26 protein-coding genes are annotated in these 25,978 nt (G+C 59.6%); 16 read left to right on the top strand and 10 right to left on the bottom strand.

Translation table 11 applies throughout. The annotated features are described in order from the left end of the window. Nucleotides 1-62 precede the first annotated feature (62 nt). From rpoS to lpxL, 3 genes are all read left to right on the top strand, one after another. Nucleotides 63-1,031, top strand: coding sequence for an RNA polymerase sigma factor RpoS (gene rpoS, locus BMX75_RS05890; protein ID WP_092826134.1), 969 nt, complete (start codon nucleotides 63-65; stop codon nucleotides 1,029-1,031). Between the two features lie 110 nt (nucleotides 1,032-1,141). Then, nucleotides 1,142-2,242, top strand: a complete 1,101-nt coding sequence (gene alr / locus BMX75_RS05885) for an alanine racemase (RefSeq protein ID WP_092826132.1) — start codon at nucleotides 1,142-1,144, stop codon at nucleotides 2,240-2,242. A 15-nt stretch (nucleotides 2,243-2,257) separates the two neighbouring features. Beyond that, entirely contained in the window at nucleotides 2,258-3,172 is a 915-nt protein-coding gene (lpxL, locus tag BMX75_RS05880) for an LpxL/LpxP family Kdo(2)-lipid IV(A) lauroyl/palmitoleoyl acyltransferase (protein ID WP_066319495.1), read from the top strand. Nucleotides 3,173-3,182: 10 nt separating this feature from the next. Here lpxL and speD read toward each other — a convergent pair whose 3' ends face one another. The 5 genes from speD to BMX75_RS05855 form a co-directional block, all read right to left on the bottom strand. Continuing rightward, nucleotides 3,183-3,977 carry an adenosylmethionine decarboxylase gene (gene speD / locus BMX75_RS05875; RefSeq protein WP_092826130.1) on the bottom strand — a complete coding sequence of 265 codons (795 nt, stop codon included), beginning with the start codon at nucleotides 3,975-3,977 and terminating at the stop codon, nucleotides 3,183-3,185. Between the two features lie 222 nt (nucleotides 3,978-4,199). Further along, on the bottom strand, nucleotides 4,200-4,619 hold the full coding sequence (locus tag BMX75_RS05870) for an OsmC family protein (protein WP_066319734.1): 420 nt from the start codon (nucleotides 4,617-4,619) through the stop codon (nucleotides 4,200-4,202). 95 nt (nucleotides 4,620-4,714) lie between these two features. Continuing rightward, entirely contained in the window at nucleotides 4,715-5,110 is a 396-nt protein-coding gene (locus BMX75_RS05865) for a gamma-glutamylcyclotransferase family protein (protein WP_092826128.1), read from the bottom strand. Next, nucleotides 5,107-5,781 carry an N-acetylmuramate alpha-1-phosphate uridylyltransferase MurU gene (gene murU, locus BMX75_RS05860; RefSeq protein ID WP_092826126.1) on the bottom strand — a complete coding sequence of 225 codons (675 nt, stop codon included), beginning with the start codon at nucleotides 5,779-5,781 and terminating at the stop codon, nucleotides 5,107-5,109. Before murU ends, BMX75_RS05865 begins: the two co-directional genes overlap by 4 nt. Continuing rightward, on the bottom strand, nucleotides 5,778-6,788 hold the full coding sequence (locus BMX75_RS05855) for an aminoglycoside phosphotransferase family protein (protein WP_092826124.1): 1,011 nt from the start codon (nucleotides 6,786-6,788) through the stop codon (nucleotides 5,778-5,780). The genes murU and BMX75_RS05855 overlap by 4 nt, the downstream gene beginning before the upstream one ends. A gap of 70 nt (nucleotides 6,789-6,858) precedes the next feature. On the opposite strand from BMX75_RS05855, the gene BMX75_RS05850 reads away from it, so the two are divergent. From BMX75_RS05850 to BMX75_RS05820, 7 genes are all read left to right on the top strand, one after another. Next, complete coding sequence (locus BMX75_RS05850) at nucleotides 6,859-9,288, top strand: LPS-assembly protein LptD (RefSeq protein WP_092826122.1); 2,430 nt, start codon at nucleotides 6,859-6,861, stop codon at nucleotides 9,286-9,288. A 38-nt stretch (nucleotides 9,289-9,326) separates the two neighbouring features. Continuing rightward, nucleotides 9,327-10,343 (top strand): peptidylprolyl isomerase, encoded by a 1,017-nt coding sequence (locus BMX75_RS05845; protein ID WP_092826120.1) that lies wholly within the window; start codon nucleotides 9,327-9,329, stop codon nucleotides 10,341-10,343. Beyond that, nucleotides 10,343-11,398 carry a 4-hydroxythreonine-4-phosphate dehydrogenase PdxA gene (gene pdxA, locus BMX75_RS05840; protein WP_092826118.1) on the top strand — a complete coding sequence of 352 codons (1,056 nt, stop codon included), beginning with the start codon at nucleotides 10,343-10,345 and terminating at the stop codon, nucleotides 11,396-11,398. Before BMX75_RS05845 ends, pdxA begins: the two co-directional genes overlap by 1 nt. A gap of 91 nt (nucleotides 11,399-11,489) precedes the next feature. Beyond that, nucleotides 11,490-12,305, top strand: coding sequence for a 16S rRNA (adenine(1518)-N(6)/adenine(1519)-N(6))-dimethyltransferase RsmA (gene rsmA, locus BMX75_RS05835; protein ID WP_092826116.1), 816 nt, complete (start codon nucleotides 11,490-11,492; stop codon nucleotides 12,303-12,305). Next, entirely contained in the window at nucleotides 12,302-12,679 is a 378-nt protein-coding gene (apaG, locus tag BMX75_RS05830; RefSeq protein WP_092826114.1) for a Co2+/Mg2+ efflux protein ApaG, read from the top strand. Before rsmA ends, apaG begins: the two co-directional genes overlap by 4 nt. A gap of 28 nt (nucleotides 12,680-12,707) precedes the next feature. Continuing rightward, entirely contained in the window at nucleotides 12,708-13,532 is an 825-nt protein-coding gene (locus tag BMX75_RS05825) for a symmetrical bis(5'-nucleosyl)-tetraphosphatase (RefSeq protein ID WP_092826112.1), read from the top strand. Then, complete coding sequence (locus BMX75_RS05820; RefSeq protein WP_092826110.1) at nucleotides 13,529-14,650, top strand: tRNA nucleotidyltransferase/poly(A) polymerase-related protein; 1,122 nt, start codon at nucleotides 13,529-13,531, stop codon at nucleotides 14,648-14,650. Before BMX75_RS05825 ends, BMX75_RS05820 begins: the two co-directional genes overlap by 4 nt. A gap of 10 nt (nucleotides 14,651-14,660) precedes the next feature. On the opposite strand, the gene folK is transcribed toward BMX75_RS05820, so the two are convergent. Then, nucleotides 14,661-15,206, bottom strand: a complete 546-nt coding sequence (folK, locus tag BMX75_RS05815; RefSeq protein ID WP_092826108.1) for a 2-amino-4-hydroxy-6-hydroxymethyldihydropteridine diphosphokinase — start codon at nucleotides 15,204-15,206, stop codon at nucleotides 14,661-14,663. Further along, nucleotides 15,203-15,583 carry a dihydroneopterin aldolase gene (folB, locus tag BMX75_RS05810; RefSeq protein WP_092826106.1) on the bottom strand — a complete coding sequence of 127 codons (381 nt, stop codon included), beginning with the start codon at nucleotides 15,581-15,583 and terminating at the stop codon, nucleotides 15,203-15,205. The genes folK and folB overlap by 4 nt, the downstream gene beginning before the upstream one ends. 80 nt (nucleotides 15,584-15,663) lie before the next feature. Between folB and plsY the strand changes: the two genes are divergently transcribed. Next, complete coding sequence (plsY, locus tag BMX75_RS05805; RefSeq protein WP_092826514.1) at nucleotides 15,664-16,236, top strand: glycerol-3-phosphate 1-O-acyltransferase PlsY; 573 nt, start codon at nucleotides 15,664-15,666, stop codon at nucleotides 16,234-16,236. A 7-nt stretch (nucleotides 16,237-16,243) separates the two neighbouring features. On the opposite strand, the gene tsaD is transcribed toward plsY, so the two are convergent. Next, complete coding sequence (gene tsaD / locus BMX75_RS05800) at nucleotides 16,244-17,293, bottom strand: tRNA (adenosine(37)-N6)-threonylcarbamoyltransferase complex transferase subunit TsaD (protein WP_092826104.1); 1,050 nt, start codon at nucleotides 17,291-17,293, stop codon at nucleotides 16,244-16,246. Nucleotides 17,294-17,493: 200 nt separating this feature from the next. Here tsaD and rpsU point away from each other — a divergent pair, with 200 nt between their 5' ends. The 3 genes from rpsU to rpoD all read left to right on the top strand — a co-directional run bounded on the left by rpsU (nucleotide 17,494) and on the right by rpoD (nucleotide 21,835). Continuing rightward, entirely contained in the window at nucleotides 17,494-17,709 is a 216-nt protein-coding gene (rpsU, locus tag BMX75_RS05795) for a 30S ribosomal protein S21 (RefSeq protein ID WP_007113641.1), read from the top strand. A gap of 191 nt (nucleotides 17,710-17,900) precedes the next feature. After that, nucleotides 17,901-19,757, top strand: coding sequence for a DNA primase (gene dnaG / locus BMX75_RS05790; protein ID WP_092826102.1), 1,857 nt, complete (start codon nucleotides 17,901-17,903; stop codon nucleotides 19,755-19,757). Nucleotides 19,758-19,990: 233 nt separating this feature from the next. Continuing rightward, entirely contained in the window at nucleotides 19,991-21,835 is a 1,845-nt protein-coding gene (gene rpoD, locus BMX75_RS05785) for an RNA polymerase sigma factor RpoD (protein WP_092826100.1), read from the top strand. 80 nt (nucleotides 21,836-21,915) lie between these two features. Here the strand turns inward: rpoD and BMX75_RS05780 are convergent, their stop codons facing one another. Further along, entirely contained in the window at nucleotides 21,916-22,569 is a 654-nt protein-coding gene (locus BMX75_RS05780) for a hypothetical protein (protein ID WP_092826098.1), read from the bottom strand. Nucleotides 22,570-22,694: 125 nt separating this feature from the next. Continuing rightward, nucleotides 22,695-23,591 carry a LysR family transcriptional regulator gene (locus BMX75_RS05775; RefSeq protein WP_092826096.1) on the bottom strand — a complete coding sequence of 299 codons (897 nt, stop codon included), beginning with the start codon at nucleotides 23,589-23,591 and terminating at the stop codon, nucleotides 22,695-22,697. A gap of 200 nt (nucleotides 23,592-23,791) precedes the next feature. Here BMX75_RS05775 and BMX75_RS05770 point away from each other — a divergent pair, with 200 nt between their 5' ends. Both BMX75_RS05770 and BMX75_RS05765 read left to right on the top strand, forming a co-directional pair. After that, entirely contained in the window at nucleotides 23,792-24,772 is a 981-nt protein-coding gene (locus BMX75_RS05770; protein ID WP_092826094.1) for an MBL fold metallo-hydrolase, read from the top strand. A gap of 55 nt (nucleotides 24,773-24,827) precedes the next feature. Next, nucleotides 24,828-25,937 (top strand): S-(hydroxymethyl)glutathione dehydrogenase/class III alcohol dehydrogenase, encoded by a 1,110-nt coding sequence (locus BMX75_RS05765; RefSeq protein ID WP_092826092.1) that lies wholly within the window; start codon nucleotides 24,828-24,830, stop codon nucleotides 25,935-25,937. The last annotated feature ends 41 nt before the right edge of the window (nucleotides 25,938-25,978 follow it).

Below are 25,978 nucleotides of genomic sequence, written 5' to 3'. Positions count from 1 at the left end.
AGCCCAAGCGACCCATTTGGCTTTTTTAAGGGCGGATAGGCGATATAACGGGGGTAAGACGCATGAGTATGCTGGAAAAAGATCTACAGGAAGTAGACCTGAACGCTGTGGAGGAAGCACTTGACGACGGCGAGGACGTTACCGCCGCTGAAGATGCCTTCGAAAAAGCGTTAGGGCGCGAGGACCGTCAGCATCAAAGTCTTGATGCCACACAGATTTACCTCAACGAGATTGGCTTTTCACCACTGCTGACGCCGGAAGAGGAAGTCTATTACGGGCGCCTGGCCCGCAAGGGGGATCCGCTTGGGCGCTCGCGGATGATCGAGTCCAACCTGCGCCTGGTGGTGAAGATTGCCCGTCGCTATCTCAACCGTGGCTTGACCCTGCTGGACCTGATTGAGGAAGGTAATCTGGGGCTGATCCGGGCCGTCGAGAAATTTGACCCCGAACGCGGCTTCCGTTTTTCCACCTACGCCACCTGGTGGATACGGCAAACCATCGAACGGGCGTTGATGAATCAGACACGCACCATTCGTCTGCCGATCCATGTGGTCAAGGAACTCAATATTTACCTGCGGGCTGCCCGTGAGTTGACGCAAAAGCTCGACCACGAAGCCACGGCGGAAGAAATTGCCGAGCACCTCGACAAGCCGGTAGGCACGGTGAAAAAGATGCTGGGGCTTAACGAACGGGTCTCGTCGGTTGATTACCCCATGGGCGGCGAAAGCGACAAGCCCCTCATCGACACGCTGTCTGATGAGGAGGACCACGGCCCCGAAGCCTCCCTGGTGGATGGCGATGTCAAGGAGCACGTTGACCACTGGCTCGACGAGCTCAATGAAAAACAGCGCGAGGTGGTGGTACGTCGTTTTGGGTTGCGTGGCCATGAAGCGGCGACCCTTGAAGAAGTGGGCGCCGAGATCGGCTTGACCCGAGAGCGGGTGCGTCAGATTCAGGTTGAGGCGCTCAAGAAACTACGCCGGTCGCTGGAGAAGCAGGGGTTGTCGCTGTCGTCGATTTTTGAAAGCTAACCGTCTTTCTCTAACCCTTGTGAGTTCCCCCAACACCGGGCCATGCGCCCGGTGGCTTTATTTAGCGATAATGTTCGACCCCGATTGGCAAGCAACAAGCGAGAAAACTCATGCGCCCGCTGGTGGCCCATATTGATTTGGACGCACTGCGTCATAACTATCAGCTGGCGTGTCAGTGCGCGCCACATAGCCGCTCCGTAGCGGTCATCAAGGCAGACGCCTATGGTCACGGCGCGCTTGAATGCGCGCGTGCCTTGGCGCACGATGCCTCGGCATTCGCGGTGGCGTGCCTGGAAGAGGCAGTGACGCTGCGCGAAGGCGGCATCACCGCACCGATTATCCTGCTGGAAGGTATCTTCAGTGCTGACGAGTTGGCGCTGGTGGATGACTACCGGCTATGGATGGCGGTGCACAGTGCCTGGCAGGTTGAGGCGCTGCTGGCTTTTTCGCCGCGCGCGCCGATTCCCGTCTGGGTCAAGGTGGATTCGGGCATGCATCGCCTGGGGTTTGCCCCTGAAGACGCCTGCGCCGTCTGGCAACGGCTCAGCGAGGCGCCCGAGGCCACAGGGCTGCACCTGATGAGCCACTTTGCCACCGCCGACGCCTCGGATAGCCGCTACTTCCAACAGCAGATGACGCTGCTGCAAGCGCTTGCCACTCAGCTTGATGCGCCGCTGTGTCTGGCGAATTCCCCCGCGACCCTCGCCTGGCCGGAGGCCCACGGCGCCTGGAACCGGCCCGGTATTATGCTGTATGGCAGTAATCCGCTGGAAACCGCTACCCCTGCCACGGACCGGTTGTGTCCGGTAATGACGCTGCGTTCTGAAATCATTGCCCTGCGTGACGTTGAGGCGGGCGAACCGGTCGGCTACGGCGGCCGCTGGCGGGCACCGCGTCCCTCGCGCATCGCGGTGGTGGCCGGGGGCTATGGCGATGGCTATGACCGCCACGCCCAGGATGGCACGCCAGTGCTGGTGAACGGTCAGCGCTGTTCGCTGGCAGGCAAGGTCTCCATGGACATGTTCACGGTGGATGTAAGCGGCGTGCCCGATGCCGTCATTGGCAGCGAGGTTGTGCTCTGGGGGCGTGCAAGCAATGGCACGGTGCTATCGGTGGATGACGTTGCTCGCCACTGCGATACCATCAGCTACACCTTGCTGACAGGGGTGTTGCCCCGCGTGCCGCGCCGTTATCATGGCGCTTTTGATTAAATGGCGACGAGACACATGTCAGGTTCATCGTATCCCCGTTCTTTCGCGCACCCGCGCTTTTGGCCCACCTGGGCGGCCATTGCGTCCATGCATGTCGTGGCATGGCTTCCCTGGCGATTGAACATGGCGATCGGGTCGGCAATCGGGCGTTTGGCCTGGCGCTTTGCCAAACGCCGCCGACACATTACCGACGTCAATATAAGGCTCTGTTTTCCTGAAAAAAGCCCTGACGAACAGCGCCGGTTGGTCAAGCAGACCTTTATTGCCAATGGCATCGGGCTGATGGAAACCGCTGTTGCGTGGTGCCGCAGCCCCGAGGACTTTCGCCATCGCGTCGCGTGCATCGGCGAAGAGAATCTGGCCAGGGCCCAGGCGCAGGGGAAGGGGGTGCTGATCATTGGCGTGCATTTTTCGCCGCTGGATCTGGGGGGCGCGCTGCATTCGCTGTTTTTCCGCTCGGACGCGGTCTACCGTCCGCACAATAACCCGCTGTTCGACCGCTTCATGACCCGCGCCCGTCGGCGGGTGTTCGATGAGATGATTCACCGTCATGACCTGCGCAGCGTTATACGGCGGCTGAAAGCCGGACACTCGGTATGGTATTCACCCGACCAGGACTTTGGCCGTGATGCCAGCGTGTTTGCCCCGTTTTTTGGTCAACAGGCCGCGACCGTGCGGTTAACTGCCAAAATTGCGCGGATGACCGGGGCGCAGGTCGTGCCGTTGATTTTCTACCGCAACCCCGATAACCGTACCTACACCTACGAGTGGCTGCCCGCGCTGGAAGATTATCCCAGCCACGATGAAGTGGCCGATGCCACCCGGGTCAATGCCTTTATCGAGCAGGCGATTCGCCAGCACCCCGAGCAGTATCTCTGGCTGCATCGGCGTTTCAAGACCCGGCCCGAGGGTGAGCCGGGGGTTTACTAGCCGCGCGTCTTCAGTCGAGGTTGCGCGAGTAGAAGATCTCGAGCATTTCCTTGCGCAAGCGGTCTTCGATATCGCGCGCTTCCTCGAAGGTGATATCCCGCCGAGAAGTGCCGAACAGATAGTTGTCCAGTTCGAAGTCCTTGAGCAGCATCTTGGTGTGAAACATGTTTTCCTGGTACACGTTCACGTCGATCATTTGATAGGCGTGCTTGGTGTCTTCGGCCAGGTAATCCTGGATCGAGGTGATGTCGTGGTCGATAAACAGCTTTTTGCCGTCCACGTCGCGGGTAAAGCCGCGAACACGATAATCCATCGTCACGATATCGGAGTCGAAGCTGTGGATCAGGTAGTTCAGCGCCTTGAGGGGACTGATATGACCACAGGTCGAGACATCGATATCCAGGCGGAAGGTGCTGATGCCGTTATCCGGGTGTGATTCAGGGTAGCTGTGCACCGTGACATGGCTTTTGTCCAGGTGCGCGACCACGGTTTCCGGCAGCGGCCCCGGCCCAGGTTCTGTCTGCTCGGGGGCCGTCTCGTCCAGCTCATGTTCGGCAATCAGTACCGTCACGCTGGCGCCGTGGGGCTCGTAATCCTGGCGCGAAATGTTCAGCACATGGGCGCCAATGATGTTGGTCACGTCTTTAAGAATCTGCGTTAGCCGTTCGGCATTGTAGAGCTCATCGATGTAATCGATATAAGCCGCACGCTGCTCTTCTGTCTTGGCGTAACAGATATCGTAAATGTTGAAGCTTAGCGAGCTGGTCAGGTTGTTAAACCCGTGGAGTCGGAGATTATCTGACACGTCCGAGCCTCCCTATGGCAGATGAAAACACCCCGACGAGCCAACGCCGGAACCGATCATGCGTTAGCGACGCATGGTGATGAGCACTCAAATCAGCACCTGATCATCCCAGGCGTTCAATAAGCGGGCGTATTATGCCCGCCCCGGACGCCGGATGCATCCAGCAGGGCAAGTTTTTTGGCTGCCTGCCTAAGCTTGAGCGCATTTTCAATGCAACAGCGCTCAGGCGTCGACGATCTCGTAAGAATGGGTGATCTCGACGCCGCCGTTGGTGAGCATGATCGATGCACTGCAGTATTTTTCTGCGGACAGCTCGACGGCGCGCTGGACCTGTTTTTCTTTCAGCGCGCGACCGGTGACCACAAAGTGCACATGAATACGCGTGAACACCGAAGGCACGCTGTCGGCCCGCTCAGCGTCAAGCTCTGCCACGCAGTCGGTGACGTCGGCGCGTGCCTTGTCGAGAATGTTCAGGATATCAAATGCCGTGCAGCTGCCCATGCCCATCAGCAGCATTTCCATGGGCCTTGGGCCGGTGTTGCGGCCGCCGTGATCGGGCGGGCCGTCAATCACCACGCTGTGGCCGCTGCCCGACTCAGCGACGAACTGGCGACCATCTGTCCATTTTACGCGTGCTTTCACGTTGCTCTCCTCATTCAGGCGGCTGGCTGATAAAAAGTAAGTCGCGCAGCATAACATCTCTTACCCGGTTCGCACCGCACTGTCTCATGGTGGCCTCATTTTGGGGGCCAGCCACCCTCGGCAATCATCACGCGGCCGTCGACGCTGGGGTTATAAATATACACCCAAGCCTTGCCGAAACGGGTCGTGAGCAGTTGGCGCTGGTACTCGCCCTGTTCAGGCGCCTCGTGGCGGTGATCTTCCAGAGCGTCCAGGTGGGCAAGCTGGCTGGCCGTCACGCGATACACCTCAAGGCTAATCCCGCGCGATGCCTGCCATTTTGCCCCGGGGTAGGGGCCGATGTCGTAGAGGGTCAGTGCCGTGCAGGTATCGCCGCCCAGCCGGGTTGCTGTCGACAGCCAGTGAGCGTTATTCAGGCCTTGCTTAAGCGTGCCGTATACCGCCACCAGGGGGGTCGTGGCGACGGCGGCTTCCAGGTGTCTGGCGGTCATTGGGGATGCCTCCGGTCTTGCAGGTGAGTGTCCAGCTCGGCAAGGCGTTCCGGGGTGCCCACATCGACCCAGTGCTGTGCGGTGTGTTCACCGCTGACGCGCTGGCTGTCGATGGCGTGTTTCAACAGCGGCGCCAGGGCAAAGGCGCCTGCCGGGTGATTCGCCACCAGCGCCGGGCGTATCAGGCTGATGCCCGCGAAGGTCAGGCGCGGGGCAGGGCCTTGGTAGACGCGATTGCCGCGCAAGGCGAAATCCCCGTCAGGGTGGTGCCCGGGGTTATCCACCAGCACCAGATGCGCCAGATCATCCTTCCCCAGGGCGCCCACATCTGGCAGGTGATCGCACCAGACATCGCCATTGATGAGTAAAAACGGGTTCTCGCCCAGTAAAGGCAAGGCGTGAAGAATACCGCCGCCGGTCTCGAGCGGGGTGGCTTCACGGCTCCACTGGATGTTGACGCCATGGGCGTGGCCGTCGCCCAATGCCTTGATAATCTGCTCGCCGCGGTAGCTGACGTTGATCACCACCTGGTCGATGCCCGCGCGTTTGAGCCGTTCAAGATGGTGGACGATGAGCGGCTTACCGGCAACGGGCAGCAAGGGCTTGGGGCAGTGGTCGGTGAGGGGGCGCATGCGTTTGCCGAGACCGGCCGCCAGAATCATTGCCTTCATTCGCCTACCTCACTTAAACGTGCCGTGATGGCGGGGCGCAGGGTGCTGGACGCCCAGTGGGCGAACTCGGCATGGACGGGCAGGCCGGCCAGGCTGTCGTCCAGGTGGTCCAGAAAGTGCGGCAGGCGCGCCAGGTAACCGGTTTTTTGGTCGCGCAGGGTAAGGCGGCAGAAAATACCCAGCACTTTAAGGGTCCGCTGGGCGGCCATGGCCTGGCTCTGGGTGAGAAACGTGTCGGCATCAAGGTGCTGCGACAGGCGGCCATCCTGTTGAGCCTGCGCGTGAAAGGCACGAATGAACGCCGCAAACTGCTGTTCGCTGAAACGAAGGTAGCGTCCCCGCAGCAGCGAGATGGCATCGTAGCTGAGTGGCCCGGCGACGGCGTCCTGAAAGTCGATCATGTAAAGGCGCTGATCCAACACCATCAAATTCATGGCGTCAAAGTCGCGGTGCACGCAGACCACGGGCTGGGCCAGGGACTGTTCAATGAGCTCGGCCCGCAATGCCGCCCAGCTCCCGGGCGCCTCGATACCCAGCCATTCGCTGAGGCACCACTCGGGAAACAGGTCGAGCTCCCGGCCCAGTAGCGAGGCGTCATAAACGGGCAGCGCCTCGGGCGATACACGATTTTGCAAATCGGCAATCAGCGATAGCGCCTGATTATGATAGCCTCTAATACGCGCATCATCTGTGAACAACTGCTGCAAGGGGGTGTTACCCAGATCGTCCAGCAGTAAAAAACCCTGCGCCAGGTCGGCCGCATGTACCTGAGGGACGGGTAATCCTGCGCTGCGAAAGCGTCGCGCGATGGTCACGAACGGTTGACTATCTTCCTGCAGGGGTGGGGCATCCATGATCACCCGGGTCGTACCGTCGGGTAGCGTGAGCCGGAAATAGCGCCGAAAACTGGCGTCACCGCCGGCCGGGGCAAGGGAAATAGCGTCTATGGAAAGACCGTGTTGTTGCGCGGCCCATGAAATGAGGGCGTTAATCCGCGATGAAGACATGCAAGCTCCTGGCTGGTCGGGCATGATGCGGACTGTATAATACCGATTCTCGATGCCAAGGATAACGAACATGGGCAAGCGATTTTCGCGCGCGGTGCCAGTGGCGCAAACATTGATGGGCAGTTTGCTGGCAAGCGCCTCTTTTTCCGTCGTGGCACAGAGCGAGCCATTCGCGGCGGAGGCGCTGGACTGGCAGCCTTGGGGACGAGAAGAAGCGGCAACCCAGCTATGCCGTGGGCGTTACGTGATGCCCGGCTACCGCCTGGCGGCACAGGACAACCCGGAAACGCTGGCGGCCGAAGCCACCGAAGCGGATTATGACATCGATGGGCAGACGATTCTGCGTGGTGACGTGGTGTTGCGGCGTGCCGACCAGGAAGTGGAGGCTGAGCGTGTCAGCATGCCTCCTGACCGTGATCGGGTGAACGCCGAGGGCAATATTGCGCTGCGTGATGGCACCTCTCTGGTGCGCGGCCACACCGCTGAGATCATGCTCAACGAGGACCGCACCCAACTGGACGATAGCCAATTCGTGCTTTACGACCAGCATCTGCGCGGTCAGGCCGTCCAGCTGGAACAACTGGAAAAGGACCAGTACCGTCTCCAGGATGCCAGCTTCACCACCTGCGACCCCGGCGAAAATACCTGGCAACTGGTGAGTAGCGATATTCGCCTGGACCAGGCGTCGGGTTTCGGCACCGCGCGTCATGCGCGTCTGGAAATCAAGGACGTGCCCGTGATGTACGTCCCCTGGGTGCGCTTCCCGATCGATGACCGTCGCCACACCGGCCTGTTGACCCCGGCGATTTCTGTGTCCGGTGACGGGGTAGACTATACCCAGCCGTTTTACTGGAACATTGCGCCCAATCGCGACGCGACCATCACCCCCCGCTGGATGACCGACCACGGGCTGCTGCTGAACGGCGAGTTCCGCTATCTGCAAGACGATATTGCCGGCACCGTAGAAGCGGGCTATCTGAACAGCGATGACGGCGGCTCGGGCGGTGCGGAAGGCCGTTTTGCGAGACAGGACCGCTGGTATTTCGAAACCCAGAATACCGGGCGCATCAACCCGCGTAGCGGCTACCGTTTAGATTACGGCGCCGCCAGCGACGGGCGTTACTTTGACGACTTCGGCGGTGAGTTCGGCAGCAGTGACCGTGTCAGTATGGAGCGCCTGGCGCAGGTTGATTACCGTGGCGAACGCTGGCAACTGGATGCCCGGGCTCAGGGGTTCCAGCGCCTGGATGACCCGCTTAACGAACGCAACAAGCCTTTTTACCGCCTGCCAAGCCTAACCGCCAACGCCCGTTGGCAACTGGGTAACGGCTTTTACAGCCAGTGGCGCTCCAACGCGACCTACTTCTGGCGGGATGTGAACGAACAGCGCGTCATTGAGCGCGAAGCGGCGACAGGGAGTCGCCTGCACCTTACCCCCGCCGTGGGTTGGCGGTTCGAGCGCCCTTGGGGGTATATCGAGCCCCGCACAGAGCTCTGGCACACCGACTATCAGTTGGACTACGGTAACCGGGCAACTGAAAACAGCGAATCGCCGAGCCGAAGCATTGCGGTAACGTCCGTGGACAGTGGCCTGGTGTTTGAGCGTGAACTGGCGCTGGGTGGGCGTGACTACCGGCAAACCCTGGAGCCGCGCTTGAACTACGCCTTTGTGCCGCGTACCGACCAGAGTGATCTGCCAAGCTTCGACAGCCGCGAGCGGCCCTTCTCCTGGAATCAGCTTTGGTCGGCCCAACGCTTTTCCGGCGCCGACCGGGTGGGTGATTTGAACCGATTGTCGTTGGGGGTCGAGTCACGGCTGCTTGCAGACGAAACCGGTCGCGAGCGCCTATCCGTGGGTGTAGGACAAAGTGTCTACTTCGACGAGCGAAGAATAGATATTGAAGGCAACGCCGATGAGCTGCCAGATAGAGGCACTGAAAGCCGTTATAAAGCTACCCGTGATCGCTCGCCGCTGGTAACGCAGGTTGACTGGCAGATTAATGATCGCTGGAGCACCGGCTACGAGTGGCTCTACGACGACAAGCGCGAGCGTACTGAAAGTTCTACCGTTGATCTACGCTATCGCCACCCTCAGGGCCACGTAGTGAACCTTGGCTACCGTTGGGAAATCGAAGACTTTAACCCGGGCGTGGAACCCAGCGATGACAGTTTCCGCAACTATGATCGTGAAGAATGGGACCTGTCCTTTGCCTGGAAGGCCAGTCCACAGATTGATCTGATCGGCCGTTACCTTCACGATCAAACCAATGATCGCTCGCTCGAGCAACTGGCGGGCGTGCAGTGGAACGACTGTTGCTATGGCCTGCAGCTGGTGTGGCGTGAATGGGTCGATGACAATGGTACCGCGCGCATCAATGACGATTTTAACGACCGCGGTATCTTCCTGCGCTTTGTGTTCCGCGGTTTGGGCGGCGTTGGCCAGAATGCCGGTGGGTTCTTTGAACAAGCCATTCCGGGTTACCGCCCGACGCCTTTATAAATTAGCCTTTCGAATGGCGACTGATTGAGACTGATGTTATGAAATTGAGAAAGACCTTGTTCGCCCGCGCCACCCTGCTTTCGCTGGGAGGCGCACTGGCCCTTTGCATGGCGGCCGCCGTGCCAATGAGTGTTCAGGCCCAGACCACCGGGCCCACTGAGCGCCAGGCGCTGGACCGTGTGGTTGCGGTGGTCAACGACGGCGTTATCATGCGCAGCGAGCTGAATAATCGGCTGGCGCAGATCGAAAGCCAGGCGCAGTCGCGGGGTGAATCGCTTCCTTCTCGCCAGCAGCTGGAATCACAGGTGCTGGAACGCATGGTGCTTGAAGAAATTCAGCTGCAAATGGCCCGCGATGCCAATGTCTCCATCGACGATACCGAGCTGAACCGGCAAGTTCGCGCGATCGCCGAATCCAACAACATGAGCCTTGACGAGTTTGCCGATGCGGTGGAAGCCGATGGCATGACGCTGGCCAGCGTACGTGAAGATGTCCGGCGCGAGATGTTGATACGCCAGGTTCAGCAGCGCCAGATAAGCAACCGGGTCAATGTCAGCGACAGCGAGGTTGACCGTTATCTGGGCCAGCAGATGGGGCAGGTAGGCGCAGAAGCCGTTATCCAGGAGACCCGTGCCCGTCACGTGCTCATTGAGCTAACCCCCACCCGCGGTGAGGACCTGGCGCGGGCGCAAGCCGAGGAAGTGCGCGCGCGCCTGGCACAGGGCGAAGATTTCGCCACGGTGGCCCGTGAAATGAGCGACGACGATGGCAGTGCGCTTAACGGGGGGGGGCTTGGCTGGTTGCGCCCCGGGCAGACGGTCCCGGCGTTTGAAGAAGCTATGCGGGGGCTAGCGGTCAACCAGATCTCCGAGCCTGTCCGTTCGCAGTTCGGTTACCACATTATCGAGGTGCTTGAGCGCCGTCAGCAAGATGTGACCCGGGAAGCCCAGCGTGAAGAAGTCCGCCAGGCGATTTTCCAGCGCCGCGCCAATCAGGAACTGGAAACCTGGCAGCAGCAAATCCGCTCGCAAGCCTTCGTTGATATTCGCCTTTGATGGAAACTCGTTGCGCAACGCCTTTGGCGATAACCACGGGTGAACCCGCCGGTATCGGGCCTGAATTGACGCTGATACTGGCAGCTCAGGGGGCCTTGCCCGCCGGTACCGTCGCGATTGGCGACCCGCAGTTGCTGCGGCAACGCGCCGCGGCCTTGTCCCTTGAGGTCGACATCATTGAGGTATCGCCGTCGCAAGCACTGCCTGCACAACGGGCGGCAACGCTTGCGGTCTGGCCGGTTGAGCTCGCCGAACCCGCGGTTCCAGGTGAGCTCAACACCGCTAACAGTCGCTACGTGCTTGAGACATTGGCGCTTGCCGTGACGGCTTGCCAGGCTGGGCAGGCGGCGGCGATGGTTACCGCGCCGTTGCACAAAGGCGTGATTATCGACGCCGGTTTTGCGGGCTTTACCGGGCACACCGAATGGCTGCGCGACGCCTGCGGCGTTGACGAGGTGGTCATGATGCTAGCCACCGATCGCGCTCTGCATGCGCAAGCACCTGGTTGGGAGGGCAGTGGTGATCTGCGCGTGGCGCTCGCGACCACGCACCTACCGCTGCGTGAGGTGGCGGATGCGATTACCGTTGAGGGTGTGATACGTATCAGCCGCCTGCTGGAGGCCGATTTACGCCACCAGTTCGGCCTTTCGACCCCGCGCATTGCGGTGTGCGGCCTGAACCCTCATGCCGGGGAAGACGGCCATCTCGGGCGCGAAGAGCTGGATGTCATTATTCCCGCCCTCGACAAGCTGCGTCAGACAGGCATGGCGATCAGCGGCCCTTTCCCCGCCGATACGCTGTTTACCCCGCGCCATCTGGCCGGTGTCGATGCTGTCCTGGCCATGTATCATGACCAGGGACTGGCAGTGCTTAAATATGCAGGCTTTGGGCAGGCCGCCAACATCACCCTGGGCTTGCCGATAGTGCGTACCTCGGTTGACCATGGCACGGCGCTATCGCTGGCAGGCAAGGGCGTTGCCGACCCCGGAAGCTTAAAGGTGGCGCTATCAGTGGCGCGACGGCTCGCCGACCAGCGCGCCGCTTCGTTGGGCTAGCACTGCGCGATTCAATAAACCTCGTTATTCTCGACAATGTAGTTATTCAGGCCTTATGGCCAACGACCGACCCCCCAAGGAACCGTGTTAGATGTCTCACGCGCCCCAGCAGCACCGCGCCCGCAAACGTTTTGGTCAGAACTTTCTCCGTGACCTGGGGATCATTTCACGCATTGTGCGGGCCATTGGCCCGCGCGAAGGCGACCGGCTGATTGAAATTGGCCCGGGTCAGGGCGCGCTTACCGAGCCGCTGCTGGAGGCCGCCGGTGCGCTGGAGGTTGTCGAGCTCGACCGCGACCTGATTCCAGGCTTGCGCGTGCAGTTTTTCAATTACCCGGATTTTGTCATCCATGAAGGTGACGCGCTGAAATTCGATTTCACCGCCCTCAAAGGCGATGGCCCCGGGCTACGTGTGGTGGGCAACCTGCCCTACAACATCTCGACACCCTTGATTGTGCACCTGCTGACCATGGGCGATGCCATTGCCGACATGCATTTCATGCTGCAAAAAGAGGTGGTGGAACGCTTGGCGGCCGAGCCAGGCGGCCCTGACTGGGGGCGCTTATCGGTCATGGCCCAGTATTACTGCCAGGTCGAGCAACTCTTTATTGTCCCGCCTGAGGCCTTTGTGCCGCGTCCAAGTGTCGACTCAGCCATTGTTCGCCTTACGCCCCATGCAACGCTGCCCCATCCGGCCGATGACCCAGCGCTGTTATTTGAACTGGTCAAGCTTGCTTTCGGTCAGCGGCGCAAAACGCTGCGCAATAACCTGAAAGGGCGAGTGAGCGCCGAGCTATTGGAAACGCTCGGTATTGACCCGGTGCGCCGCCCGCAAACGCTGACGGTGGCCGAGTTCGTGGCGATTGCCAACCGCGTGGCAGCGAGCGAAGGGGGTGTTACGCAATGAGCGACCTGGCGATCGATGTCACGGTGACTCCCGAATACCGTGCTGAAGAATCCAGTGAGGCAGAATCACGCTTCGTATTCAGTTATACCGTCAGTGTCCACAACGGCAGCCCGCACAGTGTTCAACTGATGGCGCGCTACTGGAAAATCACCCATGGCAGCGGCGAACACCAGGAAGTGCGCGGCAAGGGGGTCGTGGGTCAACAACCGCTGATTGGTCCGGGCCAGCAGTTTCGTTATACGAGCCGCGCCATGTTGCAGACGCCCGTGGGGGTCATGGAAGGCGTCTACACCTTGCTGGATACCTCGACCCAACGGGTTTTTGAAGTGGCAATTCCTACCTTTCGACTTGCGGTACCTTATCAACTGCACTGAAGACCCATGACCGGAAAGGCCTTTGACAATGAGTACCTATGCGATTGGCGACCTGCACGGCTGTTATGACGAATGGATGGCCTTGCTGGATAAGCTGAATTTCAATCCGGCGCAGGACACCCTCTGGCTGGTCGGCGACCTGGTCAATCGGGGGCCCGACTCGCTGGCCTGCCTGCGCGAAGCTGAAAGGTTGGGCAGTCGCGTTCGCTGTGTGCTGGGCAATCATGACTTTCACTTGCTGGTAGCCGCACGGGGCGGTGGCAAGGTCAAGAAGCATGCCAGCCTCGAGGCCGTATTGGCGGCGCCTGACCGTGAGCGTTTGCTCGACTGGCTTCAGAGTCAGCCACTGGCCTTGCATGAAGGGAACCGGCTGATGACCCACGCAGGCCTGCTGCCCCAATGGGATCTTGCCCAGGTGGCATCACTTTCCGGCGAAGTGCAGGCGGCATTGATGAGCGAGACCTCAGGGCGCTTTTTAAACCAGCTTTACGGTAACCACCCGGCGCAATGGGACAGCGCGCTTGACGGTATGGATCGCCTGCGCTGCATTGTCAATGTGCTCACCCGCATGCGCTTTATCGATGCCGCAGGGCGCCTGGATTTCGATGCCAATCAGGGGCTTGAAAGCGCTCCTCCGGGGTTTGCGCCGTGGTTCCAATTCCCCCGCGACGATGATCCTCAATTAGTGTTTGGCCACTGGGCGGCACTTGGTGGAGAAACGCCCGGTGCCCGTGTGCGAGTTGACGCCCTGGATACTGGCTGCGCCTGGGGCGGGAAGCTGACCGCCCTTGATCTGGCGACGGGGGAGCGTACCAGTGTACCAAGCCATCAATCACAAGGCTCACCACCATGACGGACGCCCGCGATCCGCGTATCGCCGGACTGGATGTTTACCGAGTAGGCGGGGCGGTGCGCGACAACCTATTGGGCTGGCCGGTCTATGACAACGACTGGGTGGTGGTCGGCGCCACGCCTGATGAGATGCTGAAGCGGGGGTTCAAGCCAGTGGGGCGCGACTTTCCGGTGTTTCTTCATCCTGAGAGCGCTGAAGAATATGCCCTGGCACGCACCGAGCGGAAAGCCGGGCATGGCTACGCAGGTTTCGAAGTGATCGCCAGCCCCGACGTCACTCTGGAGGATGACTTGCTGCGTCGCGATCTGACCGTCAATGCGATCGCGGAAGCACCGGATGGCACGCTGATCGATCCTTTTGATGGCCGGCAGGACATCGAGCGGCGACAGCTACGGCATGTCTCCCCCGCGTTTCGCGAAGATCCGCTGCGAGTGTTGCGCACGGCGCGCTTTCTGGCGCGCTACACAACACTTGGCTTTGTGATTGCGCCGGATACGATGGCGTTGATGGGTGAGGTCAGCCGCAGCGGTGAGTTGGCCTATCTGGCCGCTGAACGGGTATGGCGGGAAACCGAAAAGGCGCTGGGCGAAGAGCAGCCAGCAAGCTACTTCACCACGCTTGACCAGTGTGAAGCGCTGACTACCTGGTGGCCTGAATTAACGGGTGGTCGCTTGAGGGGTTGTCTCAACGCTATGTCGCCGGGGCTGGATGATGAGGCGCTGGCCAGTGCCGAATGGCGCTATGCGCTGCTGGTTTCGCCACTGGATGATGCCGCGCGCGAGTCGCTGGCCCGGCGGCTACGGTTGCCGAATGCGGTGGCACAGCTAGCGCGGCATGCGGCCCTGAGTCGCCACCTGGTCGAGGGTGCGCTCGATGCCGCGGCGGTATCTCACTGGCTCGAGCGCCTCGATGCCTGGCGGAAGCCTGCTCAGGTATCTACCCAGTTGACGCTGGTGGCGGCGTTGGCCCCGGAGCAAGTGGATGCCTTGAATGCCGCTTGGCAGGCCGCGCAACAGGTAAGTCCACAGTCGCTGATGGCCGAAGGTTTTCAGGGGGCCGAGCTTGGGGCTGCGCTAAAAGAGCGTCGTTACCTGGCTATCGAGAAGACGCTCCATTGACGTTGCCGGTTTAGTGGGCCAGTGCCTGGCGCAGTGGTGGATCGGCCCGGGAAACCCACCTGCCTTGCCATTCGAAATCGATGGCCCACAAGCGCTGGGCGCCCAGGTCAAATGCTGCCCAGAGCGATGCATAGGGGGTTCGACAGTGGGGGTGGCAGTGCGTGGGCAGAAGTTCGGCCAGGGGCTGCAAGACAAAGGCGTTGTAGTTGATTTCGGCGCGGGGTAGCGTGATCCCGTCGACGATGCCGCAGGCGTCACCCACCGTCAGTAGGTCGATATCCAGTGCGCGAGGGCTGTATTTTGTCGTCTCCGGCGTTCGGCCATGGTCGGCTTCCAACTGTTTGGCCCAGGCTTGAAGCTCGCCGGGTCGCCAGTCGCTCTGGAATGCCACCACCAGGTTGAAAAAATTGCGCCGATCGCTGAAGCCAACGGGCTCGCTCTCGAACACTCGGGAAACCGCGAGCGAACCGAAGGTGTCGGCCAGCGCATCAAGGCACAGGCGAATGTGTCTGGCGGGCTCGATATTGCTGCCCAGGCTCACGGTCACTAAGCTCATGGGGCGGGTGCTCCGGTTTCTTCGGTGAGCGTGCCGCGGGTGATTTCCAGGCCGACGCTGCGCGCATTGGGGACGGCGCCGGGTTTGTGGACGGTAAGTCGCAGCCAACTGATCGGAAAATCATTGCGTAGGCAGGCGGCCAGGCGCTCGGCGAAGGTCTCCACCAGGGCAAACTGATGCGTATCAGCAAACTGTTGAATACGCTGGCAAATGGTAGCGTAATCCAGCGTCAGCCGAAGGTCATCGGTGGCCGCTGCCGAGCGGATATCGGTCGCCAGGGTTAAATCCAGGCGCAGTGACTGATGAATAGTGCGCTCCCATTCGTAGACGCCAATAATGGTATCTACCTCAAGCGCTTCGATGAAAATGCGGTCCATGAGCCTTCCCCAACACAACGAGCGAGCGATTGTACGTGAGCAAAGCGCTCAGCAACAGTAGCCAACGTGAGCACAATGGCATGATATGGATACTAGTGGGATACGCGAGCGGTAGTTGGCTGGCGGCGCTTAGCGTCTGCCGCTGGGCAGGGGTGCCCGACCCCCGCCAGCACGGCTCGCACAACCCCGGCTTTTCCAATGTGCTGCGCTTGTACGGCGCCCGTCTGGCGGCAGCCACGCTGCTGCTGGATGCGCTGAAAGGCATGCCCGCGGTGCTCGCCGCCAAGCTGCTGGATTTTCCCGTCTGGCTTCAGGGGATGGTGGGGCTAGCCGTCTTGCTGGGCCATAGCTACCCGTTATGGCATGGGTTTCGTGGCGGCAAGGCAGTGGCCAGTGCATTCGGCGTGCTGCTGGTATTGGTGCCCGCCGTGGCGTTAATCAGTGCCCTGGTCTGGGCCCTGCTCGCCTGGCGGCTGAAAACAGCAGCGCTGGCGTCGCTTTGGAGCGCTATGTTGGCGCCCCTGGTATGCAGTTGGCTGGCACCGTCTTATGTGCTGGTGGTTGGCGGGTTCAGCCTGCTGGTGCTAACCCGTCATGCGCTGAATATTCGTCGGCTAAAGCGCGGTGAGGAGCCGCCATTTGGCGGCTCCTGAGAGGCGGCTAGGGCGCGGCCGGTGCCGCCAGGTCGGCGAGCGGCCAGCGCGGTGTGGCCTGCATGATGCCGCTGGCGTCCTGCTCGCCGGCGGCGAGGCGTTGGGCCCCCACATAGGCAATCATCGCGCCGTTGTCGGTGCAAAAACGCCCGCGTGGGTAGTAGGCCTTTGCCCGGCGTTTTTCACAGGCCTGGGCGAGTCGTTCGCGGAGACGATGATTGGCGCTGACGCCGCCCGCCACGACCAGGCGCTTAAGGCCGGTTTGATCCAGCGCCCGGCGGCACTTGATGACCAGGGTGTCGACCACGGCTTCTTCAAAGGCGCGGGCAACGTCAGCACGGGCCTGCTCATTTAGCTCGCCCGCCGCTTCCAACTGGCGAATCGCCGTGAGGGTGTGGGTTTTCAACCCGGAAAAGCTGAAATCCAGCCCCGGGCGGTCGGTCATCGGGCGGGGAAAGCGAAAACGCTCAGGGTCTCCCTGTTCGGCCAGCGCTGCCACGTGAGGGCCGCCCGGGTAGGCCAGTCCAAGCATTTTGGCGGCTTTGTCGAAGGCTTCGCCAGCGGCATCGTCGACAGACTCGCCGAGCAGCTGGTAGTGGCCAAGCCCCTGCACGTTCACCAGTTGGGTATGGCCGCCGGACACCAACAGCGCCACAAATGGGAAGTCGGGGGCATCGTCTTCGAGCATGGGGGCCAGTAAATGGCCTTCCATGTGGTGCACGCCAAGCACGGGAATGCCCAGCCCGCGGGCCATGCCATGGGCGGTGCTGGCGCCCACCATCAAGGCACCGACCAGCCCGGGGCCAGCAGTGTAGGCGATGCCGTCAAGGTCGTGGCGCTGGAGCCCGGCGTCGTCCAGAACTTGCTCGATGAGCGGCAGCAGCTTGCGGGTGTGGTCGCGGGAGGCCAGTTCGGGCACGACGCCACCGTAATCGGTGTGCATGGCAATTTGGCTGTAAAGCGCATCGGCGAGCAGGCCTTGGCCGCCGGTCAGCGAGGTGTCGTAAATGGCGACGCCGGTTTCGTCGCAGGACGTTTCAATGCCCAGTACGCGCATAGGACAATAGCTCTGTGAAAAAATAGTTGCCATAGTCTAACATTCTCAGCGCCAGGCGGGTGGTAGCATTTGCAAAGCGTGTCCAGCAGGATTAGAATATTGTGCGCTGTAAAACTGAGTCGTGCACTGCGCTCGCATAACATGCGTCACGGTGTACGTACTATCCGAACTCAAGACTCCTTAAGGTAGGTGAGTGCTTAATGCCTTCTGTAAAAGTACGTGATAACGAGCCGTTTGACGTCGCCCTGCGTCGCTTCAAGCGTTCTTGCGAAAAAGCTGGCGTTCTCTCTGAAGTACGTCGTCGCGAGCACTACGAGAAGCCGACTGCTGAGCGCAAGCGCAAAGCGGCTGCGGCCGTAAAGCGTCACGCCAAGAAGATTCAGCGTGAACAAAAGCGTTTCGAACGGCTCTATTGATCCGTACCGAAACACGCTGTGTTATGCATAGTGTGTTTCTAGAGGGATGCCGAGCGGCCGCCATCTAGGTGGCCGCTTGTTTTGCGTTTATCAAAGCGTGTTTAAGGTGATCGGGCATGGCCGTTTATGGCGATAGTGTCTGATGACGTTAGGTTCGCGAATCAGCGCCCCGCGCGAGGATGCCTGCATCCATGGCTGGCCAAATTCCACAGCGTTTTATCGACGATCTTCTGGGCCGCGTTGATGTGGTGGAAGTGGTCGGTGAGCGTGTACAGCTGAAAAAGGCAGGCCGCAACTACTCGGGGCTATGTCCTTTCCATCAAGAGAAAACCCCTTCGTTTACGGTGAGCGCCGACAAGCAGTTCTATCACTGTTTCGGCTGTGGGGCACACGGCAATGCGCTGCGGTTTTTGATGGAGTACGACAAGCTGCCGTTTCCCGAAGCAGTTGAGCAGTTGGCCGGGCGCTTGGGGATTGAAGTGCCCCGGGAAGGGGCTGATGACCCGCGCGCTCAGCAACGCGAAAAAAAGCGTAAAGAGGGCGTTAACCTGCTTGAGCTTGCCGCCAGCTTTTACCGCGAACGGCTTAAGATGCAGGAGGGTGGCGAAGCCAAGCGGTACCTGCATGAGCGTGGTCTTTCCAGTGATGTCATCAGCGACTATGGCATTGGCTATGCACCAGGGGGCTGGGAAGCGCTCAAGCAACATCTGAGCGAACGGGGTGTCAGCGAGTCGGTGCAGATTGAATATGGTCTGTTGATTCACCGTGAAGACACGGGGCGCACCTACGACCGCTTTCGTGACCGGGTCATGTTCCCGATTCGTGATCTGCGCGGTCGAACAATCGCTTTCGGTGGTCGGGTCATGGGGGATGGTCAGCCCAAGTACCTCAATTCCCCGGAAACCCCCGTGTTTCATAAAGGACGTGAGCTTTACGGCCTTTATGAAGCCCGCCAGGCTTCCAGCAGGCTTGAGCAGCTGGTGATGGTCGAGGGCTACATGGACGTCGTGGCGCTGGCCCAGTATGGCATCCATAATGCCGTGGCCACCCTGGGAACGGCCACCACGGAAGACCACTTGAGTCGCCTGTTCCGTCTTGTGGGGCGCGTGGTGTTCTGTTTCGACGGCGACCGGGCTGGCCGCGAGGCGGCCAGTCGGGCACTTGAAACCGCGTTGCCGATGATGATTGACGGCCGAGAGGCGCGCTTCCTGTTTCTGCCGGAAGGCGATGACCCGGATACGCTGGTACGCCGGGAAGGAACAGAGGCGTTTCAGGACCGTGTCACCTGTGCAATGCCGCTGTCCGAATTTCTCTTCGAGCAGGCAGCTCAGGGGCGTGACCTGAATACCGTGGAAGGTCGTGAACGGTTTGCCAGTCAGGTGCTTGAGGCATTGAACAAGGTGCCGGACGGCATGCTCAAGTCATTGATGCTTGAGGCGCTTGCCAAGCGTAGCGGCTTGGCTCAGGAGCAGTTGAAAGAACTGCTTGAAAAGCGTGTCAAGGCGGTGGCGCGCCAGCAGCAGACGCGTGGGGAGTCGGTTGAAGCCGCCGGTACGGCGGATTCCAGGCAGAAGAGCGCGTCTGGGCGTCGGTCGGTTCGTGAGCAGGCGCTGTCGCCGGTTGGGCGTATTATACAGCTACTGCTTCACGAACCCGGCCTGGTGGCGAGCCTGCCTGAGAGTGACGCCTGGTTGCCGGATAGTGACGGGCCGGAGGGTGGTGATGTGCGTCTCTGCCAGGAATTGCTGGCACTCTTGAGGGCCGGGCGTTACCGCAGTCCTCAGGTGATTCTGGCGCATTTTCAAGGCAGTGCGGAGGGCGCCCGGCTGGCTGATTTTGCAAAGCGGGAACTGCTGATTCCCAGGGCTACGCGGGAAACAGAGCTGACGGGGTTGGTGGCGCATCTGAGCCATGTACAGCGCCAGCAATCGCCGCGAGAGGAATATGACGCATTGCTGGCGCAAGAGCGCGACGGGCAAAAGCTCGATAAAGCACAGCGTCAGCGTCTGGCTAGCTTGGTAATGGAACTGTCCCGGCGACCGCATTAACGCTGCTTGTGCAGCATGACATGAAGCGAGGCGGGTTGAATTATTACCGTGTCGCCTCCAAATCAGTTGCCACGGGTTAAAAAGTGGCTAACCAATCAACCTAACACACCTGAATGACAGCGCAAATACACAAACTGGAAAAACTCAAGCCATTCACGCTATAATGTCAGGCTTGCAGGTTTTTACATCAGCGCTTCAGGTGCTTCATTCTTCTTCGTCGAGATAGGGTTTCTATGGCTGGAAATGCACAGCAGCAGTCGCGTCTGAAGGAGTTGATCGCGCGCGGCAAGGAACAGGGTTACCTGACCTATGCCGAGGTCAACGACCATCTACCCGAGGATATCGCCGACCCGGATCAAGTGGAAGACATCATTGGCATGATCAACGACATGGGTATCAGTGTCGTTGAAGAAGCGCCAGATGAAGACACTTTGATGATGTCGGATCACTCCACGGACGAGTCCGCTGCGGAAGAGGCCGTTGCGGCCCTTGCCGCCGTGGAAAGCGACGTCGGTCGCACTACCGACCCGGTGCGCATGTACATGCGTGAAATGGGTACGGTTGAGCTCTTGACCCGCGAAGGCGAGATTGAAATCGCCAAGCGGATTGAAGAGGGGACACGCGAAGTCATGTCGGCGCTGGCCTATTTGCCTGGTGCCGTGGCCTCTATTCTGGACGCCTACGACGCGACACAGGATGAAGAGGCTCCCGGTCGGCTGTCCGACCTCTTCTCGGGGTTTATCGATCCGGATGAAGGGATCCCCGGCGTGGCGGAAGCAGAAGTGCCAGAACCGGAGCCCGTGTCAGAGATTGATGACGACGTTGAAGGCGACGACGAAGACGATGACTCCACCGCAAGCGAAGGCGGCCCGGATCCCGAAGAGGCGCGTGCGCGTTTCGAACAGATTCGTGAGCAGAACGCAGCGGTGGAAGCGGCCTTTGCCAAGTACGGTCGTGGAAGTGCCGAGCTGAAAGCAGAGCAGGCGCGTCTGGCGGTGCTGTTCTCCCCGATCAAGCTGGTGCCCAAGCATTTCGAGCGGTTGGTGGGGCAGGTGCGCATTAGCATCGAGCAGGTGCGTGCCCAGGAAAAAGCCGTCATGCAGATGTGCGTGAAGAAAGCCAAGGTGCCGCGCAAGACCTTTATCAAGTCGTTTCCGGGTAGCGAGTCAGACCCGAAATGGCTGGATGCGTTTCAGTCCGAACAGCCCAAGTACGCCGACCGTCTGGAATCGCTGCGTGCCGATATTGCCCGCTGTCAGCGCAAGATTGCCTTTGAAGAGGACATGGTGCAGCTTAAAGTGTCTGACCTGAAAGAGGTCAACCGCAAGCTGTCGATCGGCGAAGCGAAAGCCCGCCGTGCCAAGAAGGAGATGGTGGAAGCCAACCTGCGTTTGGTGATCTCGATTGCCAAGAAGTATACCAATCGCGGTTTGCAGTTCCTGGATCTGATTCAGGAAGGCAATATTGGTCTGATGAAAGCGGTCGACAAGTTCGAATATCGCCGTGGCTACAAGTTCTCGACCTATGCGACCTGGTGGATTCGTCAGGCGATTACCCGGTCGATTGCCGATCAGGCCCGCACGATCCGTATTCCGGTGCACATGATCGAAACGATCAACAAGCTCAACCGCGTATCGCGTCAGATGCTGCAGGAAATGGGCCGTGAGCCGACACCGGAAGAACTGGGTGAGCGCCTGGAAATGCCGGAAGACAAGGTCCGCAAGGTGCTCAAGATTGCCAAGGAGCCGATCTCCATGGAGACGCCCATTGGTGACGACGACGACTCGCACCTGGGTGACTTTATCGAAGACGGCACCATGCTGCTGCCGATCGATCTGGCCACCGGCGAAGGCCTGGTCGAAGCCACGCGCAATGTGTTGGGCGGTTTGACGGCGCGTGAGGCCAAGGTGCTGCGCATGCGGTTTGGTATCGATATGAACACCGACCACACGCTTGAAGAGGTCGGCAAGCAGTTCGATGTGACCCGTGAGCGAATCCGCCAGATTGAAGCCAAGGCGTTACGTAAGCTGCGTCATCCGAGCCGCTCCGAGCCGCTGCGTTCGTTCCTCGACGAGTAACCCGGAAGGCTTGAAGTGGTATTAAAAAACCCCGCCGTTCATCAAACGACGGGGTTTTTCTGTATGGCGAGTATATAGGGCTACGCGGATGCCTGCTTGCGCGCTTGATGGACGCGGCGAGCAAGTAATAACAGCTCAATCATGGCAAATAAAATCAAGCTGTAGCCGAGCAGTTCGATCAACTCTTCCGCGATATCTTTGAAGTCCCGTACGTAGTTATCCTGCATGACAGCGCGCCAGAAATCCTGGCGGCCATACAGCCTGGAGAAGATATAGGTTGTCAGCACCCCGGCGGTAAACAAGCCAAATGAAAACGAGTTGCTGAAGTGGCTAAACTCTTCAAGAAAACGCCGCCGCTGGTAGATGACCCAGCTAATCGAAGGAATGACAATCAAGGCAACGATTACTTGCCATGCACCGTCTGCGACTTGGCGATCAAGCAAGAAATCCTGTTCGCGGACAAGTGACGCAGCGATAAATGCAAAAAGCAGCAAGGTGATGGTCGGCCATACTTTCAATACGTGGCGTACATAAATCAGCAACAGACAGCTCAACCCAAGCACTAGCGATTGCGTTAATTCGGTGAAACCCAGCTCAGTAAAGCGTACCTCGGGTAAATACAGTGCTTCCAGGTAAGCGCCCTGGGCAATAGCGCCGATCACGAGTAGATAAATGACGGCTTTGACTAATGTTGATCGGAAGCCAAGAGGCCAGGCGGGGGGAGAATCGGGCATGCCAACATCCTTCTAATGGGGTAAGGCCAGGCGTTAATAAACATCCATGAGTGAATGTTCATTATATCGTCACATTCCCGTGTTGGCACGTGGAGTTCATATGGTGTTGGCTGTGAGGCGAGCCGTTAACGGCATTGGCTATCAGGCAATAAGCTGTCGATATGGTCGACAAGGTAATCCACCAGCTGGCGTATCTTGGGGGAAAGGTGACGGTGGCGAGGGTAGACCGCCCAGACGGCGGTGTCGTGATGCTGGAAAGGCTCGAGCACGGCCACCAGTTCCCCGCTGGCGAGGTAAGGTTCGACGTAATAGTCGGGGAGTTGCGCAAGGCCAAGCCCCTTGCGGGTGGCATCGAGCAGCGCTGGCCCTGAGTTGGCCTGCCAGCAACCGTTGACCTTGACTTCACGCCGCTGGCCATTGACCTCAAACAGCCAGTTGGGTCGTGAACCCACCAGGCAGCGGTGCTGGCTCAGCTCGCCGAGCGTATGGGGCCGGGGCGCCTGGCGAAAGTAAGCTTGAGAGCCAACAATATACTCACGGCGTTTGCATAGGCGGCGGGCAATCAAGCTGGAGTCTTTAAGGATACCCATGCGAATCGCAATATCAAAACCTTCATCAATCAACTCGACCGGGCGGTTGGTGAAGTGCATCTGCACGTCCAACTGAGGGTGCAGACACTGAAAATCGTTGACCAGCGGCGCGATGTAGCGTTCGCCAAAGGTCGTTGCCGAGGTGAGTTTCAATACGCCGTGAGGTTTGCCCTGTTGTTCACTCAGTGCCTGTTCGGCATCACGCAAGCCGTCGAATAGATGTCGACAGTGTTCTACGTAGATAGAACCAGCATCGGTCAGGCGGATTTGTCGGGTCGTCCGGTACAGTAGCTGAACGCCCAGCTGGTTCTCGAGTTGGCTGACCAGGCGGCTGATGTGAGAGGTCGATACCTTCAGGTGGCGCGCTGCCGCCGAGAAGCTTTCCAGACGGACCACCTCAATGAAGGCTTCAATTCGGTCCCAGCGCTGCATACGACTCACCTGCTTGAGTTAAGATTGTTGCACAGTAGCAATAATCTTATGAGTGTATCCCGCTTTATTCTTGTCGGCTAGCTGACCTACACTGTCATTAGTTACGTCTTAGTGTACTGGCTTTGTGAAAGTAAGGCCGCCGTGAGTGTTGGGTTATCGCAACCTTTGGCGTAACAGCTTTTTAAACCAGGAGGTGATGGATGTCTCGCTATCAGTGGGTTCCGGCAGTAGGTAAAGCAGCGATGACGCTGACGTTAGGCGTGTCACTAAATGCGGCAGCAGCACCTGACCAACGGCCAGAGCAGGTATCGGGCTGGTTCAGGATGATGGTGGATGACCACGAAGTCACCGCGCTATACGACGGCTATACAGCGATTGAGACGCAATTGCTCAAGGGCATGGAGCAAGCGGAGATACGTGAGCATCTCAATGCGTTGTTCATCGACGCCGAAGATGGCGTTCAGACCGCCGTCAATGCGTTTCTGATCAATACCGGTGAAAACCTTGTCCTGGTGGATGCCGGGTCGTCGGCGTGTTTTGGTCCGACGCTTGGCCATGTTGAAGACAACATGCGTGCGTCCGGTTACCAGCCAGAGGACGTGGATACCATCCTGATGACCCACCTTCACCCGGACCATGTTTGCGGGTTGACCCGCGACGGTGAGGCGGTGTACCCCAACGCCGAGCTGCGGGCTAGCCAGCAGGATGCCGATTTCTGGCTGAGTGAGTCGCGTGCGGAAGCTGCGGGTGAGGGGCAGCGCGCCTTTTTCGAGATGGCTCAGGACGCCGTGGCACCCTACGTGGAGGATGGCCGTTTTACACCCTTTGAGCCGGGCGACGAGATGCTGATGGGCATCGTGGCGCAGGATACCCACGGTCATACCCCGGGCCACACCAGCTTCATGTTGAGTGGAGACGATGATGCCATGCTGGTGTGGGGGGATGTGGTGCATAGCTACGGCGTGCAGTTTGACGACCCCACGGTCGCCATCGAGTTTGATTCCGACCCCGAGCAGGCTATTGAAACCCGTCAGGCCGTGCTTGAAGAGGCCGTCAACGGCAAGCATTGGGTCGCTGGCGCACATATGCCGTTCCCGGGGATCGGGCATGTTATCGAGGACGGCGATGGTTATCAGTGGCTGCCCATTGAGTATCAACCGATTACGTCCGACGAAGAGTAAACACTGCGCCCGCGCTGAATGGCGCGGCGCTGACAGGCTGTAAAGGAGCAATAGAATGAAGTCACGTGCGGCGGTAGCACTGGAAGCGGGCAAACCCCTGGAACTGGTCGAGATTGACGTAGAGGGGCCCAAGGCAGGCGAAGTGCTGGTCAAGATGGCGGCAACCAGCGTTTGCCACACCGATGCCTATACGCTTTCCGGCGCAGACCCTGAAGGCAATTTTCCTTCTGTGCTGGGCCACGAAGGGGCCGGCATTGTGCAGGAGGTTGGCGAAGGCGTGACCAGCCTTAAACCCGGAGACCATGTCATTCCGCTCTATACGGCCGAATGCGGGCAGTGCAAGTTCTGCCTGTCGGGCAAGACCAACCTGTGCGGCAGCGTACGCGCCACTCAGGGCAAGGGGGTGATGCCCGATGGCACCTCGCGCTTTTCGCTGGACGGCAAGATGCTTCACCATTACATGGGAACGTCCACGTTCAGCGAATACACCGTGTTGCCCGAAGTCTCCCTGGCAGCGGTGTCCAAAGAGGCACCGATGGATAAAATCTGTCTGCTGGGTTGTGGCGTAACCACCGGCATTGGCGCCGTGCTGAACACTGCCAAGGTTGAGCCGGGCGCGACGATTGCGGTCTTCGGTCTGGGGGCGATCGGCCTGGCGGTGATTCAGGGCGCGGCCATGGCCAAGGCGTCGAAAATCATCGCGATCGATGTCAATCCGGATAAATTCGAACTGGCCAAGCAGTTTGGCGCCACGGACTTCGTCAACCCCAAAGACTACAGCGACCCGATTCAGCAGGTCGTGGTGGATATGACCGATGGCGGGGTTGATTACTCCTTTGAGTGTATCGGTAACGTCAACGTCATGCGTTCCGCGCTTGAGTGCTGTCACAAAGGCTGGGGGGAGTCGATCATCATCGGGGTGGCCGGTGCCGGTGAGGAAATTTCCACACGGCCCTTCCAACTGGTGACCGGTCGGGTCTGGAAAGGCTCCGCTTTTGGCGGGGTAAAAGGGCGTACCGAACTGCCCGGCTATGTCGAGCGCTACATGAACGGTGAGATCAATATCGACGACTTCATTACCCACGATATGCCGTTTGAGAAGATCAACGAGGCCTTCGACTTATTGCACGCGGGCAAGAGCATTCGTACCGTCCTGCATTACTGAGTATGATAGTACGAACAACACAGGGCGCGGCGGGGCTACCC

Source organism: Vreelandella subterranea, assembly GCF_900111305.1.
GTDB classification, from domain to species: Bacteria; Pseudomonadota; Gammaproteobacteria; order Pseudomonadales; family Halomonadaceae; genus Vreelandella; species Vreelandella subterranea.
Note: the sequence above shows the minus strand (reverse complement) of the source record. Positions and strands in the feature narration are given on the sequence as shown.

Coding starts and splice junctions, on each gene's coding strand:
- rpoS (WP_092826134.1), top strand. CDS start 63: ATGAGTATGCTGGAAAAAGATCTACAGGAAGTAGACCTGAACGCTGTG.
- alr (WP_092826132.1), top strand. CDS start 1,142: ATGCGCCCGCTGGTGGCCCATATTGATTTGGACGCACTGCGTCATAAC.
- lpxL (WP_066319495.1), top strand. CDS start 2,258: ATGTCAGGTTCATCGTATCCCCGTTCTTTCGCGCACCCGCGCTTTTGG.
- BMX75_RS05865 (WP_092826128.1), bottom strand. CDS start 5,110: ATGACCGCCAGACACCTGGAAGCCGCCGTCGCCACGACCCCCCTGGTG.
- murU (WP_092826126.1), bottom strand. CDS start 5,781: ATGAAGGCAATGATTCTGGCGGCCGGTCTCGGCAAACGCATGCGCCCC.
- BMX75_RS05855 (WP_092826124.1), bottom strand. CDS start 6,788: ATGTCTTCATCGCGGATTAACGCCCTCATTTCATGGGCCGCGCAACAA.
- BMX75_RS05850 (WP_092826122.1), top strand. CDS start 6,859: ATGGGCAAGCGATTTTCGCGCGCGGTGCCAGTGGCGCAAACATTGATG.
- BMX75_RS05845 (WP_092826120.1), top strand. CDS start 9,327: ATGAAATTGAGAAAGACCTTGTTCGCCCGCGCCACCCTGCTTTCGCTG.
- pdxA (WP_092826118.1), top strand. CDS start 10,343: ATGGAAACTCGTTGCGCAACGCCTTTGGCGATAACCACGGGTGAACCC.
- rsmA (WP_092826116.1), top strand. CDS start 11,490: ATGTCTCACGCGCCCCAGCAGCACCGCGCCCGCAAACGTTTTGGTCAG.
- apaG (WP_092826114.1), top strand. CDS start 12,302: ATGAGCGACCTGGCGATCGATGTCACGGTGACTCCCGAATACCGTGCT.
- BMX75_RS05825 (WP_092826112.1), top strand. CDS start 12,708: ATGAGTACCTATGCGATTGGCGACCTGCACGGCTGTTATGACGAATGG.
- BMX75_RS05820 (WP_092826110.1), top strand. CDS start 13,529: ATGACGGACGCCCGCGATCCGCGTATCGCCGGACTGGATGTTTACCGA.
- folK (WP_092826108.1), bottom strand. CDS start 15,206: ATGAGCTTAGTGACCGTGAGCCTGGGCAGCAATATCGAGCCCGCCAGA.
- folB (WP_092826106.1), bottom strand. CDS start 15,583: ATGGACCGCATTTTCATCGAAGCGCTTGAGGTAGATACCATTATTGGC.
- plsY (WP_092826514.1), top strand. CDS start 15,664: ATGATATGGATACTAGTGGGATACGCGAGCGGTAGTTGGCTGGCGGCG.
- tsaD (WP_092826104.1), bottom strand. CDS start 17,293: ATGCGCGTACTGGGCATTGAAACGTCCTGCGACGAAACCGGCGTCGCC.
- rpsU (WP_007113641.1), top strand. CDS start 17,494: ATGCCTTCTGTAAAAGTACGTGATAACGAGCCGTTTGACGTCGCCCTG.
- dnaG (WP_092826102.1), top strand. CDS start 17,901: ATGGCTGGCCAAATTCCACAGCGTTTTATCGACGATCTTCTGGGCCGC.
- rpoD (WP_092826100.1), top strand. CDS start 19,991: ATGGCTGGAAATGCACAGCAGCAGTCGCGTCTGAAGGAGTTGATCGCG.
- BMX75_RS05780 (WP_092826098.1), bottom strand. CDS start 22,569: ATGCCCGATTCTCCCCCCGCCTGGCCTCTTGGCTTCCGATCAACATTA.
- BMX75_RS05775 (WP_092826096.1), bottom strand. CDS start 23,591: ATGCAGCGCTGGGACCGAATTGAAGCCTTCATTGAGGTGGTCCGTCTG.
- BMX75_RS05770 (WP_092826094.1), top strand. CDS start 23,792: ATGTCTCGCTATCAGTGGGTTCCGGCAGTAGGTAAAGCAGCGATGACG.
- BMX75_RS05765 (WP_092826092.1), top strand. CDS start 24,828: ATGAAGTCACGTGCGGCGGTAGCACTGGAAGCGGGCAAACCCCTGGAA.